Source organism: Paenibacillus tundrae (assembly GCF_036884255.1).
Lineage (GTDB): Bacteria > Bacillota > Bacilli > Paenibacillales > Paenibacillaceae > Paenibacillus.
Genome location: NZ_CP145605.1, coordinates 3,213,357 through 3,233,327, shown reverse-complemented (window position 1 = coordinate 3,233,327; position 19,971 = coordinate 3,213,357). Strand labels below are relative to the sequence as shown.

The 19,971-nt window shown below is 46.2% G+C and carries 15 protein-coding genes; all 15 read right to left on the bottom strand.

Annotated elements, in window-relative coordinates:
• Positions 1-4: 4 nt before the first annotated feature.
• The 15 genes from V6W81_RS14495 to V6W81_RS14425 all read right to left on the bottom strand — a co-directional run bounded on the left by V6W81_RS14495 (position 5) and on the right by V6W81_RS14425 (position 19,731).
• Positions 5-730 (bottom strand): ThuA domain-containing protein, encoded by a 726-nt coding sequence (locus V6W81_RS14495; protein WP_145047703.1) that lies wholly within the window; start codon positions 728-730, stop codon positions 5-7.
• A gap of 59 nt (positions 731-789) precedes the next feature.
• Positions 790-1,962: a Gfo/Idh/MocA family protein gene (locus V6W81_RS14490; protein ID WP_145047702.1), complete on the bottom strand. Its 1,173-nt coding sequence runs from the start codon at positions 1,960-1,962 to the stop codon at positions 790-792.
• A gap of 39 nt (positions 1,963-2,001) precedes the next feature.
• Positions 2,002-3,051 (bottom strand): LacI family DNA-binding transcriptional regulator, encoded by a 1,050-nt coding sequence (locus tag V6W81_RS14485; protein ID WP_145047701.1) that lies wholly within the window; start codon positions 3,049-3,051, stop codon positions 2,002-2,004.
• Between the two features lie 249 nt (positions 3,052-3,300).
• Positions 3,301-4,392: a class II fructose-bisphosphatase gene (gene glpX / locus V6W81_RS14480; protein ID WP_338543888.1), complete on the bottom strand. Its 1,092-nt coding sequence runs from the start codon at positions 4,390-4,392 to the stop codon at positions 3,301-3,303.
• A 1,046-nt stretch (positions 4,393-5,438) separates the two neighbouring features.
• Positions 5,439-5,987: a (2Fe-2S)-binding protein gene (locus V6W81_RS14475; RefSeq protein WP_338543887.1), complete on the bottom strand. Its 549-nt coding sequence runs from the start codon at positions 5,985-5,987 to the stop codon at positions 5,439-5,441.
• Positions 5,984-8,287: a xanthine dehydrogenase subunit D gene (pucD, locus tag V6W81_RS14470; RefSeq protein ID WP_338543886.1), complete on the bottom strand. Its 2,304-nt coding sequence runs from the start codon at positions 8,285-8,287 to the stop codon at positions 5,984-5,986. The genes V6W81_RS14475 and pucD overlap by 4 nt, the downstream gene beginning before the upstream one ends.
• A gap of 34 nt (positions 8,288-8,321) precedes the next feature.
• Positions 8,322-9,230 carry an FAD binding domain-containing protein gene (locus V6W81_RS14465; RefSeq protein ID WP_338543885.1) on the bottom strand — a complete coding sequence of 303 codons (909 nt, stop codon included), beginning with the start codon at positions 9,228-9,230 and terminating at the stop codon, positions 8,322-8,324.
• Between the two features lie 354 nt (positions 9,231-9,584).
• Positions 9,585-10,247 carry a nucleotidyltransferase family protein gene (locus V6W81_RS14460; RefSeq protein ID WP_338543884.1) on the bottom strand — a complete coding sequence of 221 codons (663 nt, stop codon included), beginning with the start codon at positions 10,245-10,247 and terminating at the stop codon, positions 9,585-9,587.
• Positions 10,213-11,364 (bottom strand): XdhC family protein, encoded by a 1,152-nt coding sequence (locus V6W81_RS14455; protein ID WP_338543883.1) that lies wholly within the window; start codon positions 11,362-11,364, stop codon positions 10,213-10,215. Before V6W81_RS14455 ends, V6W81_RS14460 begins: the two co-directional genes overlap by 35 nt.
• 80 nt (positions 11,365-11,444) lie before the next feature.
• Positions 11,445-12,767 carry a 5'-deoxyadenosine deaminase gene (locus tag V6W81_RS14450; RefSeq protein WP_338543882.1) on the bottom strand — a complete coding sequence of 441 codons (1,323 nt, stop codon included), beginning with the start codon at positions 12,765-12,767 and terminating at the stop codon, positions 11,445-11,447.
• 105 nt (positions 12,768-12,872) lie between these two features.
• Entirely contained in the window at positions 12,873-14,468 is a 1,596-nt protein-coding gene (ggt, locus tag V6W81_RS14445) for a gamma-glutamyltransferase (protein ID WP_338543881.1), read from the bottom strand.
• Between the two features lie 90 nt (positions 14,469-14,558).
• On the bottom strand, positions 14,559-15,875 hold the full coding sequence (locus tag V6W81_RS14440; protein WP_338543880.1) for a Zn-dependent hydrolase: 1,317 nt from the start codon (positions 15,873-15,875) through the stop codon (positions 14,559-14,561).
• A gap of 104 nt (positions 15,876-15,979) precedes the next feature.
• Entirely contained in the window at positions 15,980-16,363 is a 384-nt protein-coding gene (uraH, locus tag V6W81_RS14435) for a hydroxyisourate hydrolase (protein WP_235540308.1), read from the bottom strand.
• Positions 16,360-17,874, bottom strand: coding sequence for a 2-oxo-4-hydroxy-4-carboxy-5-ureidoimidazoline decarboxylase (gene uraD, locus V6W81_RS14430; protein ID WP_338543879.1), 1,515 nt, complete (start codon positions 17,872-17,874; stop codon positions 16,360-16,362). Before uraD ends, uraH begins: the two co-directional genes overlap by 4 nt.
• 249 nt (positions 17,875-18,123) lie before the next feature.
• Entirely contained in the window at positions 18,124-19,731 is a 1,608-nt protein-coding gene (locus V6W81_RS14425) for a PucR family transcriptional regulator (protein WP_338543878.1), read from the bottom strand.
• Positions 19,732-19,971 lie beyond the last annotated feature (240 nt).

The following is a 19,971-nucleotide window of genomic DNA, read 5'->3' as shown; positions in this document are numbered from 1 at the left end:
CTAATTACGTTTGGTTGTCAGCCATACCTGTATACACTTCAGTCTTCGTATCTTTATTTTGCTTCGCAAGCTGTTTTCCTGCGGCTGTCCATTTGAAGCCACTTCTCATCATCTCGGTTACCTGCTTCATCTCAACGATATCGGCATGATGTCCAAGTGAATTATAGAATACACGCCCTGCTCCCCAGCGCTTCGTCCAGACGACGGGCATGTCTACAGGTCCATTTGCGGCGTGAGGGCCATTAACGATAGGAAAACGTGTTGTTGCTAATACTTCTACAGCAGGGTCTACATGAAGATAATACTGCTCTGTTTTTACTTGAAAATCTTCAATGTGGTCAAGCAGTGGACTTGAGCCACGCTTCATATTGATGGTGTACTCTACCCCATCGTTACCTGGATGTGCGACCCACTGGCCACCCGTCATAAACTGCCAATCTACATTATTACGGAATGCATCACACATCCCACCATGGAGACCCGCCAAGCCTACACCACTCTGAACTGCTGCAGACACGTTGTTGACCAGTTCTTGTTCAATCTGTCCCATTGTCCAGAGCGGTACGATCAGATCAAGACCAAGCAGCTTCTCAGCGTCTGCATATGCCTCAAGTGTATCTGACACCTCAACCTCGAACTGCTCTTCCTTCAAAATACGTTCAAAAATGGCTGCTACCTGCTCCGGTTCGTGTCCATCCCAACCGCCCCATACGATCAATGCTTTACTCATCACTTAATCACTCGCTTTCCTAAATTATCATTATAGTTTTAGCCTACATGCACTTAGACTCACATCTCTTCAAGGGATACCCAACGTCGCTCATCAATGGAGCGCTCAACAGCTTCAAGCACTGCTTGACAAGCTACACCGTCATGGAAACTAGGTGATGGCTGACGACCTTCCGATATTGCAGTAACAAGCTCTAACATCTCATGGGTGAACGTATGTTCAAATCCAATCGTGTGTCCAGCAGGCCACCAAGCTTCGGCATACTTGTGCGCTGGATCGGTTGCAAGTACACGGCGGAATCCTTGCACATCTTCTTCGTCTTTGGTGAAATAAACCTCCAATTCATTCATACGTTCAAAGTCGAACCGCACACTTCCGAGACTACCATTAATTTCAAAGGAATTCGTGCTACGGTGACCGGCTGCAAAACGTGTAGCCTCGAAGCTTCCCAGTGCTCCATCTGCGAACCTTGCCAAGAATAGTGTTGCGTCATCGACGGTGACTTCGCCCTTCGGTGCATCACTGGTTGTGCTACCTTTGGCACTTAATCCCGTCATTTCAGAAGCAAGAGGACGTTCTTTGATAAATGTCTCGCTCATACCGATAACTTCCTTGAACTCTCCTACTAGGAAGCGAGCTAGGTCGATCAGATGTGCGCCGAGATCGCCGTGCGAGCCGGAGCCAGCGACTTCTTTTTGCAATCGCCATACGAGCGGAAAGGACGGATCCATAATCCAGTCTTGCAGGAAAAATGCACGGAAGTGATAGATTTTACCCAAGCGTCCGCTCTGCACCAGATCTTTGGCTAACTGCACTGCTGGGGAGAAACGATAATTGAACCCTACCATGTGAGCAATGCCCGCATCCTCGGCTGCTTGGAGCATCTCACGGGAATCCGCGAGTGATAGTGCCAAGGGTTTCTCGCAGAATAGATGCTTACCCTGACGTGCAGCTTCAATTGCAATCTCTTTGTGTGCATCACTTGGCGCGTTAATGTCTATAAGATCGATATCATCTCGCTTTACCAGCTCACGCCAATCCGTTACACTCTCAGACCACCCAAACTGGTTAGCGGCCTCCTGAACACCTTGCTCGTTACGTCCGCAGATGACGGACATTTCAGGCTGCAAAGGGGCTGACGGGAAAAACATGGGTAGGCTTCGATAAGCGTTACTGTGTGCTTTCCCCATAAATTTGTATCCAACCATTCCTACACGAAGATGTTTTGACATGATCATTTCCTCCTTGGGAATTCAAGTGATTATCTACCATTAACGGATCGATGAAGCACGAACAACTAACTCGGTGGGTAATAGATGTCTGGTGGAGTCTGAAGATAGACGAGTAAGATTCGTAGGCGGAATTCCTACCTTCTCATCAATGAGTTTCTTAGTAGCAAGCTCCCCCATCTCGTAAAACGGAACCCGCACACTGGTCAACGGTGGAACCGCCATTTCGGCGGCATCGGAGTCATCGTACCCTACAAAAGCAGGGAAATCCTCAACCGGTATGCCACGCTCGCGCAACCCATGCATTACCCCGATGGCCATCCGATCGTTTGCTGCAAATACAGCATCAATCTCATGTAGGCGATCAGCTATGCGCCCCGCAGCTTCCAGACCACTTCGTCTACTGTAGTTACCTTCCAGTAACAGGCTGGGATCTAGCTCCATTTGGGCTTCCTGCATCCCCATCTGAACACCCTGCAATCGTTCTTGACTGTTCGAATAGCTGTCTGGTCCGTTGAGAAAAGCAATCTTGCGGTAGCCCTGATCGGTCAGATGGCGAATCGCTTGCCGGCTACCCTCAATATGATCCGCATCCACTTCCACGAAGGATTGACCTGCAAAATGCTGGTTCATGACGCAAAATGGATGCCCTTCCTGATGAAGCTGCTGCAGTGCCGACAGTTCTCCCGGATCGTCTCTTGCACCAAGAATGATACAAGCATCTATCTTCTGCCTACGAAACAGATCTGTGTAATTCATAACCTCATCCGGTGTTCGAAACATAACGAGCAGATCCATTCCACTTTCCCGCGCCTTGTTCCCAATACCACTTAACATTTCAGAGAAGAAATAGGCAGAGAACAAATGTGCTTTAGGAACATAAGGCATCACTACACCGAGGTTACCGCTTTTGCTCCTAGCAAAACTGCGAGCGAGTGCACTCGGAACGTATCCAAGTTGCTCAGAAGCTTGAAGTACTTTGCGCTTGGTTTCCTCTTTGATTGGCCCAACTCCATTTAACACACGGGATACGGTAGCCTCAGAGACACCCGCAAGCTCAGCCACTTCTTTACGTGATGCCACGACATTCACCCCCTTTAACTGAACTGAATTAATAGAACATGATCGTTCATCATGTCGGAATTCACATATAAGTTTAAAATTTCATCATTTTATGTACGCGCGTACATTTTCTCATGGGTTGTAAACGTTGTCAATGCTTTTTACACAAAAAAATGAGGATCTGCGCAAGGCAGAATCCCCATCTTATTTAGTTTCTGAAGTCCATTTAATAAAAGCACATATTATTCTATAATCCTATTAGTTTGTCGAGCGTTTCCTTCATCCGTGTTCTGCTGAAGTCATTAGACTATGGTCTACAGAGGATTGGCTAAACTCCGCCTGCTCCATTGTCTTCATATGACTCGGGATACGATCAGACGGTTCTGGAATGGACTGTAGCTGTCTTACTTTGTGCAACACTTCCTTGTTCGGCAGGAAATGCTGTGAACGAATGAAACGGATTGTTTTCGTTTTGGCCCGCATCACAATGGAGTCCGTCTCAGCCCGATCATCCGCTAAATAACGCACACCTCCCAGAATCTCACCTGGTGTTACACCTGTTGCTGCAAAAATAACATCTTCTGTGCCGATCATATCTTGCATCGTTAATACTTTATAGGGGTTATCAATTCCCATCTGCAAGCAGCGCTGGAACTCGTCGGCATTGGCCGGCATCAAGCGACCTTGTATTTCACCACCTAAGCATGATAATGCAGCAGCAGCCAGCACACCTTCTGGTGCACCTCCCGATCCAACATACAGATCAATGCCCGCTTCCGGGAAAGCAGGAGCCATTGCACCTGCAACGTCACCATCACTGAGGAATTTGATCCGTACCCCAACCTTACGCAGCGTTTTGATGGTACTTTCGTGACGGATACGATCCAGAATCATGACAGTCAAATCCGAAATGTTTTTGTTCAGGGCGGCCGCGGCCTTTTCCAAAGTGACTTCAACTGGATCCTCAATGCTGACCTTGCCAACGAGAGCAGGGCCAACAGCTAGCTTCTCCATATACATATCCGGTGCATGGAGCAGGTTTCCTTTCCCAGCCACCGCAATAACCGATAAAGCATTATTTAGACCTTTAGCTACGATTTCTGTACCTTCCAGAGGGTCTACAGCTACGTCTACCTCAGGTCCTTCCGCGTTGCCCACTTCCTCACCGATATACAGCATGGGCGCTTCGTCCATTTCACCTTCACCGATTACTACCGTGCCGCGAATAGACACGGAATCGAACATGGCGCGCATGGCCAAAGTAGCCGCTTCATCTGCGCTGTTCTTATCTCCTCTTCCCATCCATGGTGCTGAGGCTAAAGCAGCCAATTCTGTTACTCTGACAATTTCCAACGCCAGTTCGCGTTCCATTTTCCCACTTCCTTTCCAGTTTTCAAAAGCATACATTGAAAGCGTTGCTAAATCCATCGCAAATCCATATGAGAATGATCTAAAAACCGCGTAATAGCCGCATTTCTCATCTTTTCGCTTCATCATGCCATAAGCGGATCGTGAAGGTGTTTTTACATTTTTAAGGTCAATTTTGAAGCAGAACTGGAGTTGTATTTCTTAAAGAACGCCTGTCTTAACTTCCTTTTAATCCATATAATTACATTATTAATCAGGCTATCAATATTATCGTTTGATGCCTGTGTGACTAGTTCGTTAAACAACGATCAAATAAGAAAATATTTTAAATTGCAAGGAGAAAAATGAATTTTAGTGTTGCATATCGAAAACGATTATAAACTTCGTCATATTGATTAATATAATCATTAATTCTAGAAATTTTAAGGGAAATAACTTAATACGTTTTGTTCAATCGTTAAGACCAAAATACAGCTCAATTAGCCCCTAAAAACACCTATGGATTTCTAAAAGCTTATAGACACAGCTTATGGCTGATATCGAAAATAATAAGTTTACATAATATTTGTTACGTATATAAAATACGATTCAATTGCGATATTTTTTGGATAGCTTCATTTCAAAACCAATTATTTATCTTAATAATGATGTAATGAATGTCTTATTTAGAGCTTGGAGCTGCGCCCGCATCTTGTTCTCACCTTTTCAATCGAGCTATTGCTCAAGCATTCTGATATAGAAACTCGTAGGTGTTAACGAATCATAGAGACCTTATTGGGCTCGAGGACAATGAATGGAAATGGTAACGAATCTGAGAATGCTTATTATGAAGAAATACCGCCAAATGGAGCTAATCCTCGTGCCCAAATACGTGCCAATGATTCGTTAGCATGCTAATAATGAAATTCTGCCGCCATTAAGACCAACTGGGTTCGTTAGAGATGGAGCTTCGTTTTTATATAGCTAATTAATACGAGCTTTCCACAGAAAAGACCGGATGCCCTATGGAAAACTCCACTCTAGCACCCGGTCTTCTTAACGTTATGAACCTAAGAATCCACGACATCATAATCATTTCGTTCCATCTCCGTATTTTCCGTAATCTTATCCGCTGCACACAGGCTCTCCCCTGCGCTCTTTACGGCACGAAGGATACCGCCATATCCAGTACAACGACACAAGTTACCACAGAGACCAATTTCGATCTGTTCTTGCGTTGGTTGCGGATGTTGATCCAGTAATGCTTTGGTGGATATCACCATCCCGGGCGTACAGTAACCACATTGAAATCCCCCTTCTTCAACAAATGCTTGTTGAATCGGGTGCAGATCCCCTTCTTGATTTCCGCTCAGTCCTTCAATCGTTGTGATCTCGCGACCTTGGCATTGATAAGCCATCAATAAGCAGGAATTTACCGGGTCACCATCCATTAGAACCATGCATGCCCCGCAGCGACCTACCTCGCAAGATACTTTTGTACCTGTTAGATTCAAATGCGTCCTTAGAATATCAACAAGCCTAGTCGTTGGAGTGATCTGTAACTGCTGCTCTTCCCCATTAATAACGGCTGTCCAGAAGTTAGCTAGCGGTTTACTCATGAGGGTTGCACTCCTTCCTGTAACGGTACATCGACAGGCTTCATCAGTTGTTCACGTGATACAGGCAAGCGGTTCACCCATACACCTGTCGCTTGCTGAATAGCAGCAGTTATTGCTGGAGCTAGTGCTACAGATCCGATTTCGCCAATTCCCCTTGGTCCAAATGGATCTCCTTCAGGTAGATCTTCAATCGCTTCTACTTTCAAGTCAGTATGAATATCTCGAATAGTTGGGATTAAGTAGGTATCAAGGTTGGTTGTTACATAACGGCTATCCTGCATGAGTGCATCCTCAGTTAATGTAAACCCGAGTGCCATCACACTGCCGCCTTCGATCTGTCCTATGAAACCCATGGGATTAATGACAGGACCTGCCGCAACGACATGGTGCGTATCCAACAATTTAGCCTCACCAGTCAATGTGTTGACTTCAACCTCTGCAGCAACCGCTGCATACGTGTATAGATAGTGTCCACCTACGACCTGATCTGGCGTTGTTGGATATGCGAATTGTGTATCGAAAATCCATTCTTCCTCTTCACCCTGCTGCACTAGATCCACATAGGATACCAGCATTCCGGTTGGCTGGAGCTGACCTTTCCGCCATATCCCTCCAGGTCCGGTTACAAGTTCTTCTGCTGCAATCCCTACACTCGCCGCAGCGACTGACAACAGTTTCGAACGAAACGGTGTATGCAAACGTTGCAGAGCCATCCACGCCATCGTGGTTGAACGTGATGCAGTGCTGGAACCGCTGTGTGGTACCCGGTCTGTATCTCCTATGATGATGCTAAGATCCGACGTACTGCATTGAAACAAGTCACAGAGCATAATTTCTAATGTAGCAATGAGGCCCTGACCAAACTCCTCGTAACTAAAAGCCACCTCTATCTTGCCATCCTTATTCAAGGATAAGCGCCCTCCCGCGGGATCAGGAATTCCATAGCCTAACCCCGCGCCATGCATAGCCAGAGCTGCACCTACTCCACGTTTGATCCATGGAGGCAGCGACGAATTGGGCGGTGGCTGCTGATATTTTTGCCATAGATCAGAGCGTTCCATCGCCTCCCACACCTGAGACAAGCCATCTGTTACGAGAATACGCTGATTGAGTGGTCCCGGGTCTGATTTCCCCCTCATATTACGTCTTCTGAATTCCCATGGATCCATTCTCATTATTTCAGCCAGACGATCCATCTGCCCTTCCATTGCAAAGATCGCTTGATTTCCACCAAACCCACGGAATTCACCAGATAAACCGTTATTGGTATACACAGAGACCCCTTCCACATCAACATGCGGAATAGAATAAGGACCAAGACAATGCTCTGTTGCAAAATTAAGCACGGGTGCTCCTAACGTGGCATACGCACCCGTATCTGCCGTAATTCGAACTCGATGAGCTTGAATGATACCTTCGCGACTAATACCTGTTTGCATCTCAATCTTCATCGGATGCCGTTTCAGACCAGCACGAACAGATTCTTTCCGCGAATTATGCATCTTCACAGGACGCAAACAACGAAGAGCTAAGAGCGCGCCATACGGCTGGACGTTCAATTCATCTTTTCCACCAAAAGAACCACCAATCGGCGAGGAGACGACCCGGATATCTTCCTCGAGGCAACCAATAATTCGCGCGAGCTGCATCCGGTCTTTATACCCGTGCTGCGTAGCTGCATACACATGAAGTCTACCTGACTCATCAGGGATAAAAAGCCCACCCTCTGTTTCCATATAGGCATGCATCTGGCGAGGTGTATAGTACGTCTCACTCACCACATGCTCACAGGCTGCAAAAGCTTCCTCTATCTTGCCTCGTTTAATTTCGGTGCGATGTAATACATTGCCCGGTCCATGCTCATGCAGTTCAGGTGCACCTGGAGCAAGTGCTACATCCGTGCTGTCCAATGGAGGTAATTCTTCGTATTCAACACGAATGGCATCCAGAGCAAGTGCTGCCCGCTCAGAAGAGATGGCAGCCACTGCTGCAATCGCATCGCCTACATAACGGACAACATCCTCACAGAATACGGGTTGATCTGGAGTTGCAATCCCAAACCGATTCAGGCCAGGCACGTCCTTCGACGTAAGAACGGCTAGAACACCTTCCATAGCTTCAGCTTCGGACGTATCAATTGAAATAATCCGTGCATAAGGATAGACGCTTCGAAGCACTCTTCCATAGACCATATCCGGGTGTGTCATATCCGTCAAATATTGGAGTTGTCCTGTCACTTTACCGATTCCATCTGGGCGCAAATGCCATCGTTTTCCACTAACCTTTCGATTCAGCAGCATCCTCTCTCCCCCTTCCCGATGTGTTACATTCTAATTAATTCATTGCTTCCCACAGACCAGCAGCAAGCAAATTTCCAGCAGTCTGTTTCCGATATCGTTCTGAGGCGAATGCATCGCCATATGTTACGAATTCATTCATAACCATCGATGCAAGAACCGCTGCTTGCCCTACCGATGCTACTTCATCAAGAAGCAGCTGCTCGCACAGTGGCAATCGCATCGCCATACCCGATCCTCCGCCTGCGGCGATCGCCATCCGTTTCCAACGACCATCCACGCCAATTTCACCATGGATTGACACTGTCACCAGAGAGGCGCTAAAGGTTTCACGCCGTCCTAGTTTGCGATAGTAGCTTATCTCCTTCATGTGTGGACTGTGGTGACCCATATCAACTTCCAGCGAATCCTTGTCTTGCATCGGTAGATGAATAGAGACCAGGACATCTTCCGGATTCCGACGTCCATCCTGTCCTCCGCTTAGCCATGATGCCAAGCTGCGAATTTCCATACCTCGATCTGTCATCCAACATAACTGCGCATCGTAAACTAACAAGGCAGTAATCGTGTCACCCACACCCGATACAATATTGCCACCTAACGTTGCCACATTTCGGATGGAAGGGGCAGCGATCACGCGAATAGCCTCTTGCAAAAGGGGAAATTGTGCCACCAGCGTATCTGCCTCACAACTGTTCAGACGAGTCAATGCACCAATCACCAGCTGCTGCTCTTCAGCATATATGTCACTTACACCCGGAAGCTCGGAAAGGCATATCAAGTGCTCAGGAGAAGCAACTAAACCACCCTCCCACTGCGTTCGAAGTAACGTTCCACCAGCAGTAAAACAATATCTACCCTGAAGCCTATTCCTCAGCTCGCTCAGTTCATGTAAATCCTGGGGCTGCCATACTGTTGGCATCGCGCCTGATCCGTACGCTGGCATGACCATCATCCCACTCCTTTCTCTCTCTTCCATTAACAGGAGGTTGGCTATGACCCATATGTCGTTGATACGTTTAATTAGTCCGATTATGTGTCATATTAGGCATATGAATTGCCTATACGATCCGAATAATTGTTCAAATCATATTGGAGTACAGTTATAACGTCAATTATGTTTACATGCTTTTGGATAAATGTATAAAACAAAAGTCAGAATTGTGCTCAATGCATGATAGAACGATCCAAATGTGACATAGTAAAACACAAATAGACCAGCCCATTGGACTGGTAGATCTATTAATAGATAGAATAAAGTCAGATAAGATGAAGTCAATTCCTCTCCCTAGTACCTCAATTATAATAGTTGTGTATCTTGTGATGGATGAAGATGCTCCATATAGTGCACGATCCGTTCTAACTCATCTTCCGTATCGGCATCCCAGAAGCTAGGAGCAGGTAAGGAGACGTATGTGCCGGTGAATTGGGAGTTGCGCATGATTCTCCTTGCTCCCTCATCACCACGAAGAGATAAGAGTTGAGCAAGCAGATGTGAGCGAAAAGCAACAGGTGGTTTACCATCTTCACAATCTGTGGCTGCAACATAATCGGATTGTTTATTTGTTTCGAAGGTCGTTATGATCTCGTTAATCTGCTGAGTTTCAATAAGTGGCTGATCTGCCAGCATCACCATATACCCGTCTGGCTCATATTGCTCAGCATTTCGTATGCCACAATGTAACGAGTGAGCCATGCCCATGGCATAAGCATCACAGACAGAGATCACCAATTTCGCCTCAGGTTGATAAGCATAAGATGCTGAACATAGCCATCGTCTTGGGATCCACGATAAGATATCCTCTGGTTTGACAACACATATAACTCGCTCTAACTTGGAACCGAGTGCAGCCTCTAGAGACCACGTAGCCAAAGACCTCCCGTCCGGCATAACCACTGACAACTTATCCCGACCCAAGCGAGAGCTTTTACCTGCTGCAAGTAGAATACCCGTCAGTCCCATGTTCAACCTCCTTCTTAGCCTTTTGACGCGAGGCCGCCACGCTCCGTTTACTGGCAATAAGCTCTGCGGCGATACTTATAGCAATCTCATCAGGTCCTTCTGCTCCGATACTTAATCCGACAGGAGAATGAACATGGGATAATGGCGGTAATCCGTTTAATAGACACTCTGTTCTTGTCTTCGAGCCCATAATGCCTAGATATGCATAGTTCACGCCTACCAGGAGCTCCAACATTTCTCGTTCCCTTGGGAATTGATGACTCATCAAGAGAATGTGATCGTCTCTCTGGAATTGAAGAGCTGACAGAATCTCGCGTGGAAATCCTAGACACAACGCCACGTCAGGAAAACGTTCAGCAGTACACAGCGATTCTCTCCAGTCAGCAACCACGATGCGAAAGCCTGCCAGTTGGGCAAGCTTCACTACGGGGAGCACATCATTACCTGCGCCAATAACGATTAAGCGGGGTTTAGCATAATAAGTGGAAGTAAATTGAGAGGGTAAGTCACACGGATTAGCTTCCACTGAGACTGATTCAGGCTTGCGCTCATTGCGCACAACTTCCATTTCATTCAGCACTGATATAGGCTGAGATTTAGCATGGTTAGATTCGTTCATTCGAATGTGCTCCATTAATGCAATCTGTTCCGATTCATCAATATGACCCTTGTCACCCTCTATGCGTATGAGACTCAGTCGATAATTGATCTTGGAGAACCCCTGTTGAAATATACGCGTTAATTCAACAGGAGTGCCCGTGTGCAAATATTCGTTCATCGCCACTAACATGGCGTACAGCTTGCCTTGAACCGGCTCAAGCAGTACAACTACCAATCCACCACAGCCCACCGTCTCTCCCCAAGACAGATCATCTTCGGGACGCATATCATATTCCACGATCTCCAGCTGTCCAGTATTTAAAATGCGCTCCACACGTGCCTGTAGATCACTTTCCAGACATCCTGGGCTGATGCTACCATACATGCTGCCATCTTCGGTCAAAAGCATAGAGACACCTTGTTTACGATAAGCATGACCCTCTACCTTGATCGCTGTGGCAAGTACGTAGCGGTTAGTACAGTTCGCTACAATGGCACTCAGATCATGCATCTCCATATTCGTCTCCACCTCTCTTGTAGACCCGTTTAAGCTCCAAGATGAATATAGTTCACTACACTTTGAATCCGTTAGTTCGGTTAGATCCGCTTCATCAATCTGGCAATGCTCTTATCCGACTCACGCAGGACAATGCCCCGATCAATCGTTTGGATTTTACGATGGCTCAGCACAATAGCTCCGTCTATAATAACGGTCTCTACACAGCTACGTGTCGCTGAGTAAACTACACGTGAATACACGTCTGTCTCATATGAAGGATAGGTATGGAAATCATCCAAATCCAGCAGAACCATATCTGCTTTTTTGCCAACCTCAAGGCTTCCAATCTCTTTGGACATGCCAAGCACTTCTGCACCTCCCATCGTTGCCATCCGCAGCACAGTCCGTGCATCCATGACGGTTGGCCCATGTGGTACCTTTTGAATTAGCGCAGTTAGGCGCATTTCCTGAAACATATCCAGATTGTTGTTGCATGGAGCGCCGTCCGCACCAATCCCTACCGCAATTTGTCGATTCAGGAGATCAGGAATATCCGCAATACCGGAAGATAGCTTCATATTCGAGCCAGGACAGTGAGTGACTTTGACACCGCGTTTGCGGATAATCTGCTTCTCTTCTTCACTGAGCCACACACAATGAGCCAGTACCAGTCTAGAAGTAGCTAATCCAATATGATCAAGGTACACGATGTTACGCATACCACGCTCGTGTTCAACCAGCTCGATTTCTCCGCGATTCTCAGAAGCATGCGTATGCACTTTCACATGATATTGGTTCGATAAGTCACGAACTTCAATTAGCAATTCCTCAGTGCAAGACACAACAAAACGTGGACAAAATGCATATTGGATCCGTCCACCGCCGAACCCGTTCCATTTTTCCAGCAGATCGACACTTTGCTGTAAGGAAGTAGCAGTATTTTCACGTAAAGGTTCAGGCACTTCATCACCATGATCCATCATGACCTTACCTGAGATCACACGTATTCCACTCTCAGCCATAGCCTGAAACGCTGATTCTGTATGGTGTACCGTTTCCATATCCAGAATAGTTGTAGTTCCACTTGAGATTAACTCACCTAAGCCAAGCATTGCCGAATAATACACGGATTCCTCATCATGTGCTGCTTCAAGCGGCCAGATCCGTTGACGTAGCCAATCCATTAATTCCAGATCGTCCGCTCGTCCGCGAAATAAGGTTTGACACAGATGAATATGAGTCTGAATAAAACCAGGCAGGAGCACTTTGCCACGCACATCGATGACTTGATCTGCTTCAACATTAATATTCACGGCGATTTCTTTGATTTTGTTATCTTCTATTAGTAGATCCCCAGTGAATACGTCCTCTGCCGCATTCATCGTGACTAACTGTGCGCCTTTTAGTAGAATTGTTCCCATCGTAATCTCCCCCATCATTTCGCGATCCGTCTCTATTTATGGCATTGTTACTATTCATCATACGACTGTCATTCGTATCATTAGGCACGCCCTATAAATGACGTGTTACCAGCCGATAGCCATACCATCACCTCTTGGGTCTGCAGCGCCACTGATCATTCCATCTGCACGAATAACAATACCTTGCGACTGTCCCATAACATCATCCCAGGGTGCTCTAACTTCAACTTTATGTCCCCATGCTGTAAGAGTCTCGCATACATCATTGTGATAACGGTTTTCCACGCGCAGCTGATCATTTTTCTCGCCCCACGTTCGGCCATACAACCAGCGAGGCAAATTAATCGCCTCTTGAATCGTCAACCCATAGTCAATTACACCGGTAATAATAGATATCTGGGTCTGTGGCTGCCCCTCTCCTCCTTGTGTGCCTAGAAGCATATACGGTTTCCCATGATGTGTGACGAGTCCAGGCATAAGAGTATGAAAGGTTCTTTTGCCAGGCTCTAGTACGTTCGCATCCAGCGAATTCAGCGAGAAAAAAGATCCTCGATTCTGCATAATGATGCCTGTATCTCCAGGTACATAAGCAGAGCCAAAATCGAAATATAAACTTTGTATAAACGAAACTGCGTTCCCTTCCTGATCCACCACTGCAGCATAAGCAGTATCCTGACCAATCATTTTAGATAAAAAGGGTTGAGCCACAGGTGGGAGCGTGTGAATCTCACTCCATAGCTCATGCCCGTATCCTTTGGACAACAGACGGTCTAGCGGAATGTCTCTAAAGTCCGGATCTGTAAGATATCGATCCCGGTCACGAAAAACCTTCTTCACCACTTCTGTCACAAGGTGATAGAACTCTGGTGATGTACGCGGTACTGAAGATAGATCAACATGTTCGAGCATATTTAGCATCATTAACAGGGAGAAGCCTTGGGAATTGGGAGGCATCTGATGTACTTCATAGCCACGGTAATCCGTGCTGACTGGCTCCACCCACTCGCCTTTGTGACTAGCAAAATCAATAGGTGCAAGCATGCCACCATCTTCACGAATAGCTGATGTTAGACGAGACGCTAGCTCTCCGCTATAAAAGCTCTCTCGGCCATCGGCTTGAATCATACGCAAAGAAGAGGCTAACTCAGGCTGCACCAATAGCTCCCCTTCTTGCAAAAGTGTGCCTAATGGAGCGAATGACGCTCGAAGCGATGTCTGCTCCATGATCAATGCTTCGTTACGTTCCAGCCATATACGGAGATCACGTGATACGGGACACCCTTTCTCTGCATAACGAATGGCCGGTTCGAGCAACTGCGCCCAGGGCAGCCTTCCATAGCGTGACCAGACTTCCCACCAAGCATCGACCATGCCAGGCACGGTAATTGCACTCAGCACACCCCGCACGGGAATTGAGGTCATGCCCATGGATTTGAAAGTAGCTGCATTGATCCCTGCGGCAGCGCGACCACTTCCGTTATAACCCGTAACCTCTCCCGTAGCTCCATCGTGCATAAGGAAGAAGGCATCTCCTCCTGGCCCTGTCATATGTGGATACACCACCCCGAGTGCCGCACTTACTGAGATTGCTGCATCATAAGCATTTCCTCCCTGTCCAAGGATCGTGCTTCCCACTGCGCTTGCCAGGTAATGAGGAGAAGTCACCATATTCCCTCTTGATATCGGCATTTGATTCTGCATACAGCTCCTCCTTTCCCGTTCTAAAAATGTAGCTCCGTCTCTCCGTCTATATGGATTTACCTAATGGTAAACGATAAAACGATATGTCCTTCAATCCTCATAGCCATATTTATAGAGCAAGCAAACAAGTACCCGAAAACCATTCATTAGATCCGTTTCAGTTGTAAATTCACGAGGGTTATGACTAATACCCTGTTGACTTGGCACAAAAATCATCGCTGTTGGACAAGCCGGCTGGAAAATCTGCGAATCATGTCCTGCCCCACTAGGCATATGCAGATAAGAAATTTGCTCACGTTCACAGATCTCTTGGATATCTTGCTGGATCTTCTCATTCATAGGGGTTGGTGTTACCGAAAGGTGTTCTTCACATTCCAAATGAAGCTGGTATTCAGCAGCAATACGTCGAAAAGCCTGTAACATATCCTGCCAACAACGATCTAAGATCTCTTGTCTGACATGTCGAATATCAAGAGAGAATGTAGCTTTGGCCGCAACGACATTACCCACACCCGGCTCTGCCACGATGCGACCGACCGTGGCTACGAACGGCTCGCCTGTCTGCAGGGCAATCCTTCGAATCGCAACAATCATGTCTGCCGCACCCGCAAGTGCGTCTTTACGCCATAACATGGGTGTAGTACCCGCATGGTTCGCCTCACCTATAACGGTAAGGTTGTATCTTCTCTGTCCTACGATATCGGATACAATCCCAATCGAACGGGAGTGTCGTTCCAATACTTGACCCTGCTCAATATGGAGCTCAATAAATGCCCCATAGGTTTGAACAGCAGGCTCCAAGCCACGATCTGGCCCAAAACCAGCTCCCAAGATCGCTTGGGAGAAGCATACTCCTTGTTGATCAAGCAGGTGCTGGACTTCCTCCAATGTTGTCACACCGGTTATGCTCCTTGATCCCCAATATGCAAAGGGAAATCGGCTGCCTTCTTCTTCGCAAAGTGACACTACCTTTAGTGTCCGCTTCGGTCTACCGAAGTGCTTGTGTAAGTATTCCAACGCAAGGATGCCGGCTACAATACCGTATGCTCCATCATATTTTCCGCCATGAACGACTGAATCGATATGAGAGCCAGTAACAATGGGATAGGGAGCTTCTCTATCCTCATCGAAGGATGCTGATCCTTCACTGCTCAATGTTCCATATAAGTTGCCTGACTGATCGAACGCCGGAACCAAACCTTTGTCTGCCATCTGTTTGGCTAGAGCATGCTGTGCTTCAGACCAAGCGTTGTCATACAATAAACGAGTGACGCTGCCCTGTGCATCTGCTCCGTAGGTGGATAGCCAATCCAGCATTGCTTGTAATTCTACAAGCTCCAGTTCAGGTAAAGGAACATAGGGTATAGGCGACCCCGGTTGTGGTTGAACGTCGGATTCTGTCATCATTCAACCTCCTCTGTAACACGTTTGAGAACCATTTATGGCTGAAGTCAACTGCCGGAAGCGGTTCAGTTATTCACTTGTTGTAGTTGGGTGCTATTTTGTTAACTTTAGCTTCCTCGGTATGTACTGTAGCCACCTGGAGCAATTAACAATGGTATATGATAATGACTTGTCGCATCCGATACCGTGAATCGAATCGGCACCACTCCCCATAACGTCTGCGCCATTTCACCCAAAGGTCGCTGCGCATAATAACTCTCGACATTAAACTGAATCTCATAAATTCCTATGCTCAGTTCTCCATTTCCGATCAATGGGGTGTCTAATCTTCCATCAAGGTTGGTCATGGATTCTGCAATCTTGGTTCTAATTTCCCTGTCTACTTCCCAGGTTAGGACATATAGTGCAACTGGAACCCCATCAGCAGGTATGCCTCGGGATGTATCTAACACATGTGTTGTAATTCGTCCCGTAGACGCTGTAGTCATCATGCACCTTCTTCCTTGGAGTTGATTGGATGGCTCTCCAGATCGTCTCGTGTCATGGAGAATCCCTGAAATCCATATGAAGGGTTAGGCTCTGTGTATACAGCCCCCCTTGGAGAGCTCTCGCTTTCCTGAATTACGCTCACAGTGTTCTCCCACGTTCGGCTATTGGATTCAAAGGACACCTCACACAATTGATCAAATCGACTTAGCAACCGGTGTCCAATCTGATACAGCAGATGCTCAATTGAAGTCGATGTACTATCATGGAATGCAGTAGCAGCTATATCTCTCACTTGCTCCGCAGGAACGTAACGCCCCCGTTCATCATGTATCCCGTCTCTTGGATCTGCGTAACGCCAGTTCACGCTTAGATAGAGAGCAAGCGGACAATTCGTTCCTTTTGACGATGCTGTAAATGTTGCATTCCTGTGATCTGCTAGTCTATTACCTTCAACCTTGATAAGCCTAAGATCGGCAATCCCGCTAAAATGATTGTTCAGCTCTACGCGATCACCAACATGTTGTGCTTCAATCGCTGCCGTGGCTCGATCATTCTGCGAATAACGAAATACCAGGTCGCTTACTTGATAACCACCTTCTGTTTGAATCGGAGTCTCCTCAAATAGAATCTGATCTCCTGTCATCTGAATCTTAGTTATCTGTGGGTAGATTACAAGAAATCGCTCACTTACATACGCGAGAAACCCCTCCATTGTAGCGCCGGTGTATTCAGAAGCATGCCTTAAAATGAACTGATTCATAGCTTCGGTCGTAAGGGAATCGGAAAGATCCGATCCTGCAAAAAAAGGTAATAAATGATCCCCTTGTATCGCGACTTTAACGTTCATACCGAACAAAATATTACTCCTTCCGGCAAAAGGAGATTCAGGAATTACCTGTATTCCAGTTAACGGCTTCGCATAGGAACGATAGATCCAGATGTCCCCTTTTCCGTAATACATCGTTCGTTGCTGCGTCTTTGCAGCTCGAACTACCAAGGCCTGTTCATCTCCCATCTGATCTATCCATTGCTCCAGGCGGATGGAAGCAATTTTGAAAACCTCTTGGAGTGCGGTTTGGAACTCTTCTTCTGGACGACGATGATTACGTTGCCGGATCGCTTCCAGAATTGAATCTGTTGTATGACCCTTCACTGCCAATATAAAAGGAAAGCCGAATCGGCTTGTATATTCTTGATTTAATTCTCGGAGTTCGTTGTACTGTGCCTCGGTTAGATGATCAAGACCAGCACCGGACTGTTCATTCACCGAATGATTACTCATATGAATTCTAGCTCCAAGATCAGGGTGTTTACGCAACAGTTCTAGCTGTGCGTCCTCGTTCGAAACCAGAACCATACTCGTCATGACTTTCATCATCTGTTCAAATGAATTGAATGGTCTTGTTGGCCAAGTAAGCTCTGCCACCCAAGGTGATTCCTCAAACAAACCGCCAAACGTATGCACAAACTGTGTGATAGACCAGTTGTTAACGAGTTTAATGAATTCGCTCATATGATAACCTCCGGTCTACTGTGAATTGTTGTTCTTCATTTTACGTATCGCCTTATCACACAGCAATGATATTGACGCAATTTTGTCATATAACATAACATGAAGTTTGTAATTTGGTTATAATGCACGGAATACACCCCCTTCATAGTCGGAAAACACAAAAGAAACCGCAATCTCTCATGAGATCACGGTGGATAATGTGAAGAAATGTCCTTTTGGAACATTGCACAAGCTTAATTCCAGTTCACTTCAAGATCTAATCGTGGTCTTATCCCGAATAAACTTGCGGAAAGTGAATACCAGCTTTAATTTGAGCAGATCATTTGTCTTCTTAAAGTCCATCTGCAATAAACTTCCAACCTTCTCCATCCGGTAGGTAACCGTATTACGGTGTACATATAGTTGCTTCGCCGCTTCATTGATTAACCCATCATTTTCAATGAAAGATTCCAGTGTATTCATCAAGACCTGATTGGGATCCCCTTCTCGTGCTAATAACGGTTCTAATACTTTGTTACAGTATGTCTCCATAATGTTATCCGGTACATATTGAAACACATAGGCGAATTCCAACATTTCAAATTGAAGGGCTCGATCCTTCATCCCGAATCGACGCGCCAGTTGACGCGTATCCAGACACTCCTGGTAAGCTTCACGGAGCGACTTCGGCTCATGCTTCATTTTGGAAATCCAGAAGCGTGGGGACGACTCCCCTTTGACGTCTTGCGCTTTAAGCACATCGGCGAATCGACTAAGCAGAAAACTAGATAGTTCCTCACCATAGTCCCGACCTGTTGGACAGGTATAGATGGACAGGATGGCATCTTCAATCTGGAAGTGCTGTGAAGCCGTAAATTGCATTAATGGGTTATATTGTAGCTCACGATGAATCTGCTTCAACAATTTTCCCTCTGCAAAAACGGAAGGCTCTAGCGTAATCAGCACACACTGATATGTGCCTTGAAAGAGATGAATACCCTTGCTCTCACTCATCTTTGTTAATTCCTCAACACTCAATTTATGTTCCAAGTACTGGGTAAGCAACGTACGCATCTCGTCTTGTACTGTCGGATTAATATGTTCCCGATACGTCATATCCATATAAAAAGCGAGTACATCCGCAGCTTGTTGGAACAACTCTTCCTCCGCTCGCAGTGATAGGGCAGAATCCGTAAATACAAGCAAAAATCCGTATTGTTCATCGCTTTGCTTGATCGGTACACGGTGACAGCTACCTTGGTTCCACTTAACACGATGCATAATAGATTTCCACGGCCAGCCTTGAGCAATGGCATCGCCTGCTATTCCATCACTGCCGTACAATACATGTCCTCGTGACCCAATGACAGCAATTGGGTAGTTTAATACGGTGGCAAGCTCTGCAAATACGTTCCGGTGCTGTTGCTGTTGCAGAGCAAAATGCATTAGCTTCTTTTGCTTCTGTACCACTTCATGCAGCAAGCGATGCGTGCGCTCGTGCTCTACTTTGAACAAGGCATTCATCTGATCTGAAAATGTGAATTGAAATGGGAGTTCAAGAAGCGGCAGACGCAAGCGATCAGCTTCTTCAATAATGCCCTGCGGAATACAATCCCAGAAACGACCAAGCTTAATACCAAGGCCTGCACAGCCACGATCATTCAATCTACGCATCAGATGCAACGCATCCGTGTCATTGTCTTTCATAATAAAAGCTGTCGTAAATAACAGCTCTCCCGATTTAATCCAATCCGCGATATCTGGAGCGTCCATGACATTGACAGATTTCATCATCCGTGAAGTTCCCTCTCCACCTGCGACCAATTTCGCCTCAGATAAAGGATATACCTGCAAAGCTTCTTTCACCGTAAGTTGCATGGACATGACCTCCCATATATATGACAAGTAAAGTTAAATAAATTGAGTTTAAAGTCTCGTTTTATACGTCTTAATGAAGTTTCCTACTTTCTATAGATCATATTTTCATAAATAACCGCGATGATTGTTAAGTATTATAACATCATTATCTTGGAAATAGCTTACATCTAAAAAAATAAAACCCATGACTCGATGGCAAGCATACGCTACACCATGTTCATGGGTTTAGAGATGTTAATA

Excerpts from the sequence above, each read along its gene's own strand:
- V6W81_RS14495 (WP_145047703.1), bottom strand. The coding sequence starts at position 730 with ATGAGTAAAGCATTGATCGTATGGGGCGGTTGGGATGGACACGAACCG.
- V6W81_RS14490 (WP_145047702.1), bottom strand. The coding sequence starts at position 1,962 with ATGTCAAAACATCTTCGTGTAGGAATGGTTGGATACAAATTTATGGGG.
- glpX (WP_338543888.1), bottom strand. The coding sequence starts at position 4,392 with ATGGAACGCGAACTGGCGTTGGAAATTGTCAGAGTAACAGAATTGGCT.
- V6W81_RS14475 (WP_338543887.1), bottom strand. The coding sequence starts at position 5,987 with ATGAGTAAACCGCTAGCTAACTTCTGGACAGCCGTTATTAATGGGGAA.
- pucD (WP_338543886.1), bottom strand. The coding sequence starts at position 8,287 with ATGCTGCTGAATCGAAAGGTTAGTGGAAAACGATGGCATTTGCGCCCA.
- V6W81_RS14465 (WP_338543885.1), bottom strand. The coding sequence starts at position 9,230 with ATGCCAGCGTACGGATCAGGCGCGATGCCAACAGTATGGCAGCCCCAG.
- V6W81_RS14460 (WP_338543884.1), bottom strand. The coding sequence starts at position 10,247 with ATGGGACTGACGGGTATTCTACTTGCAGCAGGTAAAAGCTCTCGCTTG.
- V6W81_RS14455 (WP_338543883.1), bottom strand. The coding sequence starts at position 11,364 with ATGGAGATGCATGATCTGAGTGCCATTGTAGCGAACTGTACTAACCGC.
- V6W81_RS14450 (WP_338543882.1), bottom strand. The coding sequence starts at position 12,767 with ATGGGAACAATTCTACTAAAAGGCGCACAGTTAGTCACGATGAATGCG.
- ggt (WP_338543881.1), bottom strand. The coding sequence starts at position 14,468 with ATGCAGAATCAAATGCCGATATCAAGAGGGAATATGGTGACTTCTCCT.
- V6W81_RS14440 (WP_338543880.1), bottom strand. The coding sequence starts at position 15,875 with ATGATGACAGAATCCGACGTTCAACCACAACCGGGGTCGCCTATACCC.
- uraH (WP_235540308.1), bottom strand. The coding sequence starts at position 16,363 with ATGATGACTACAGCGTCTACGGGACGAATTACAACACATGTGTTAGAT.
- uraD (WP_338543879.1), bottom strand. The coding sequence starts at position 17,874 with ATGAGCGAATTCATTAAACTCGTTAACAACTGGTCTATCACACAGTTT.
- V6W81_RS14425 (WP_338543878.1), bottom strand. The coding sequence starts at position 19,731 with ATGCAACTTACGGTGAAAGAAGCTTTGCAGGTATATCCTTTATCTGAG.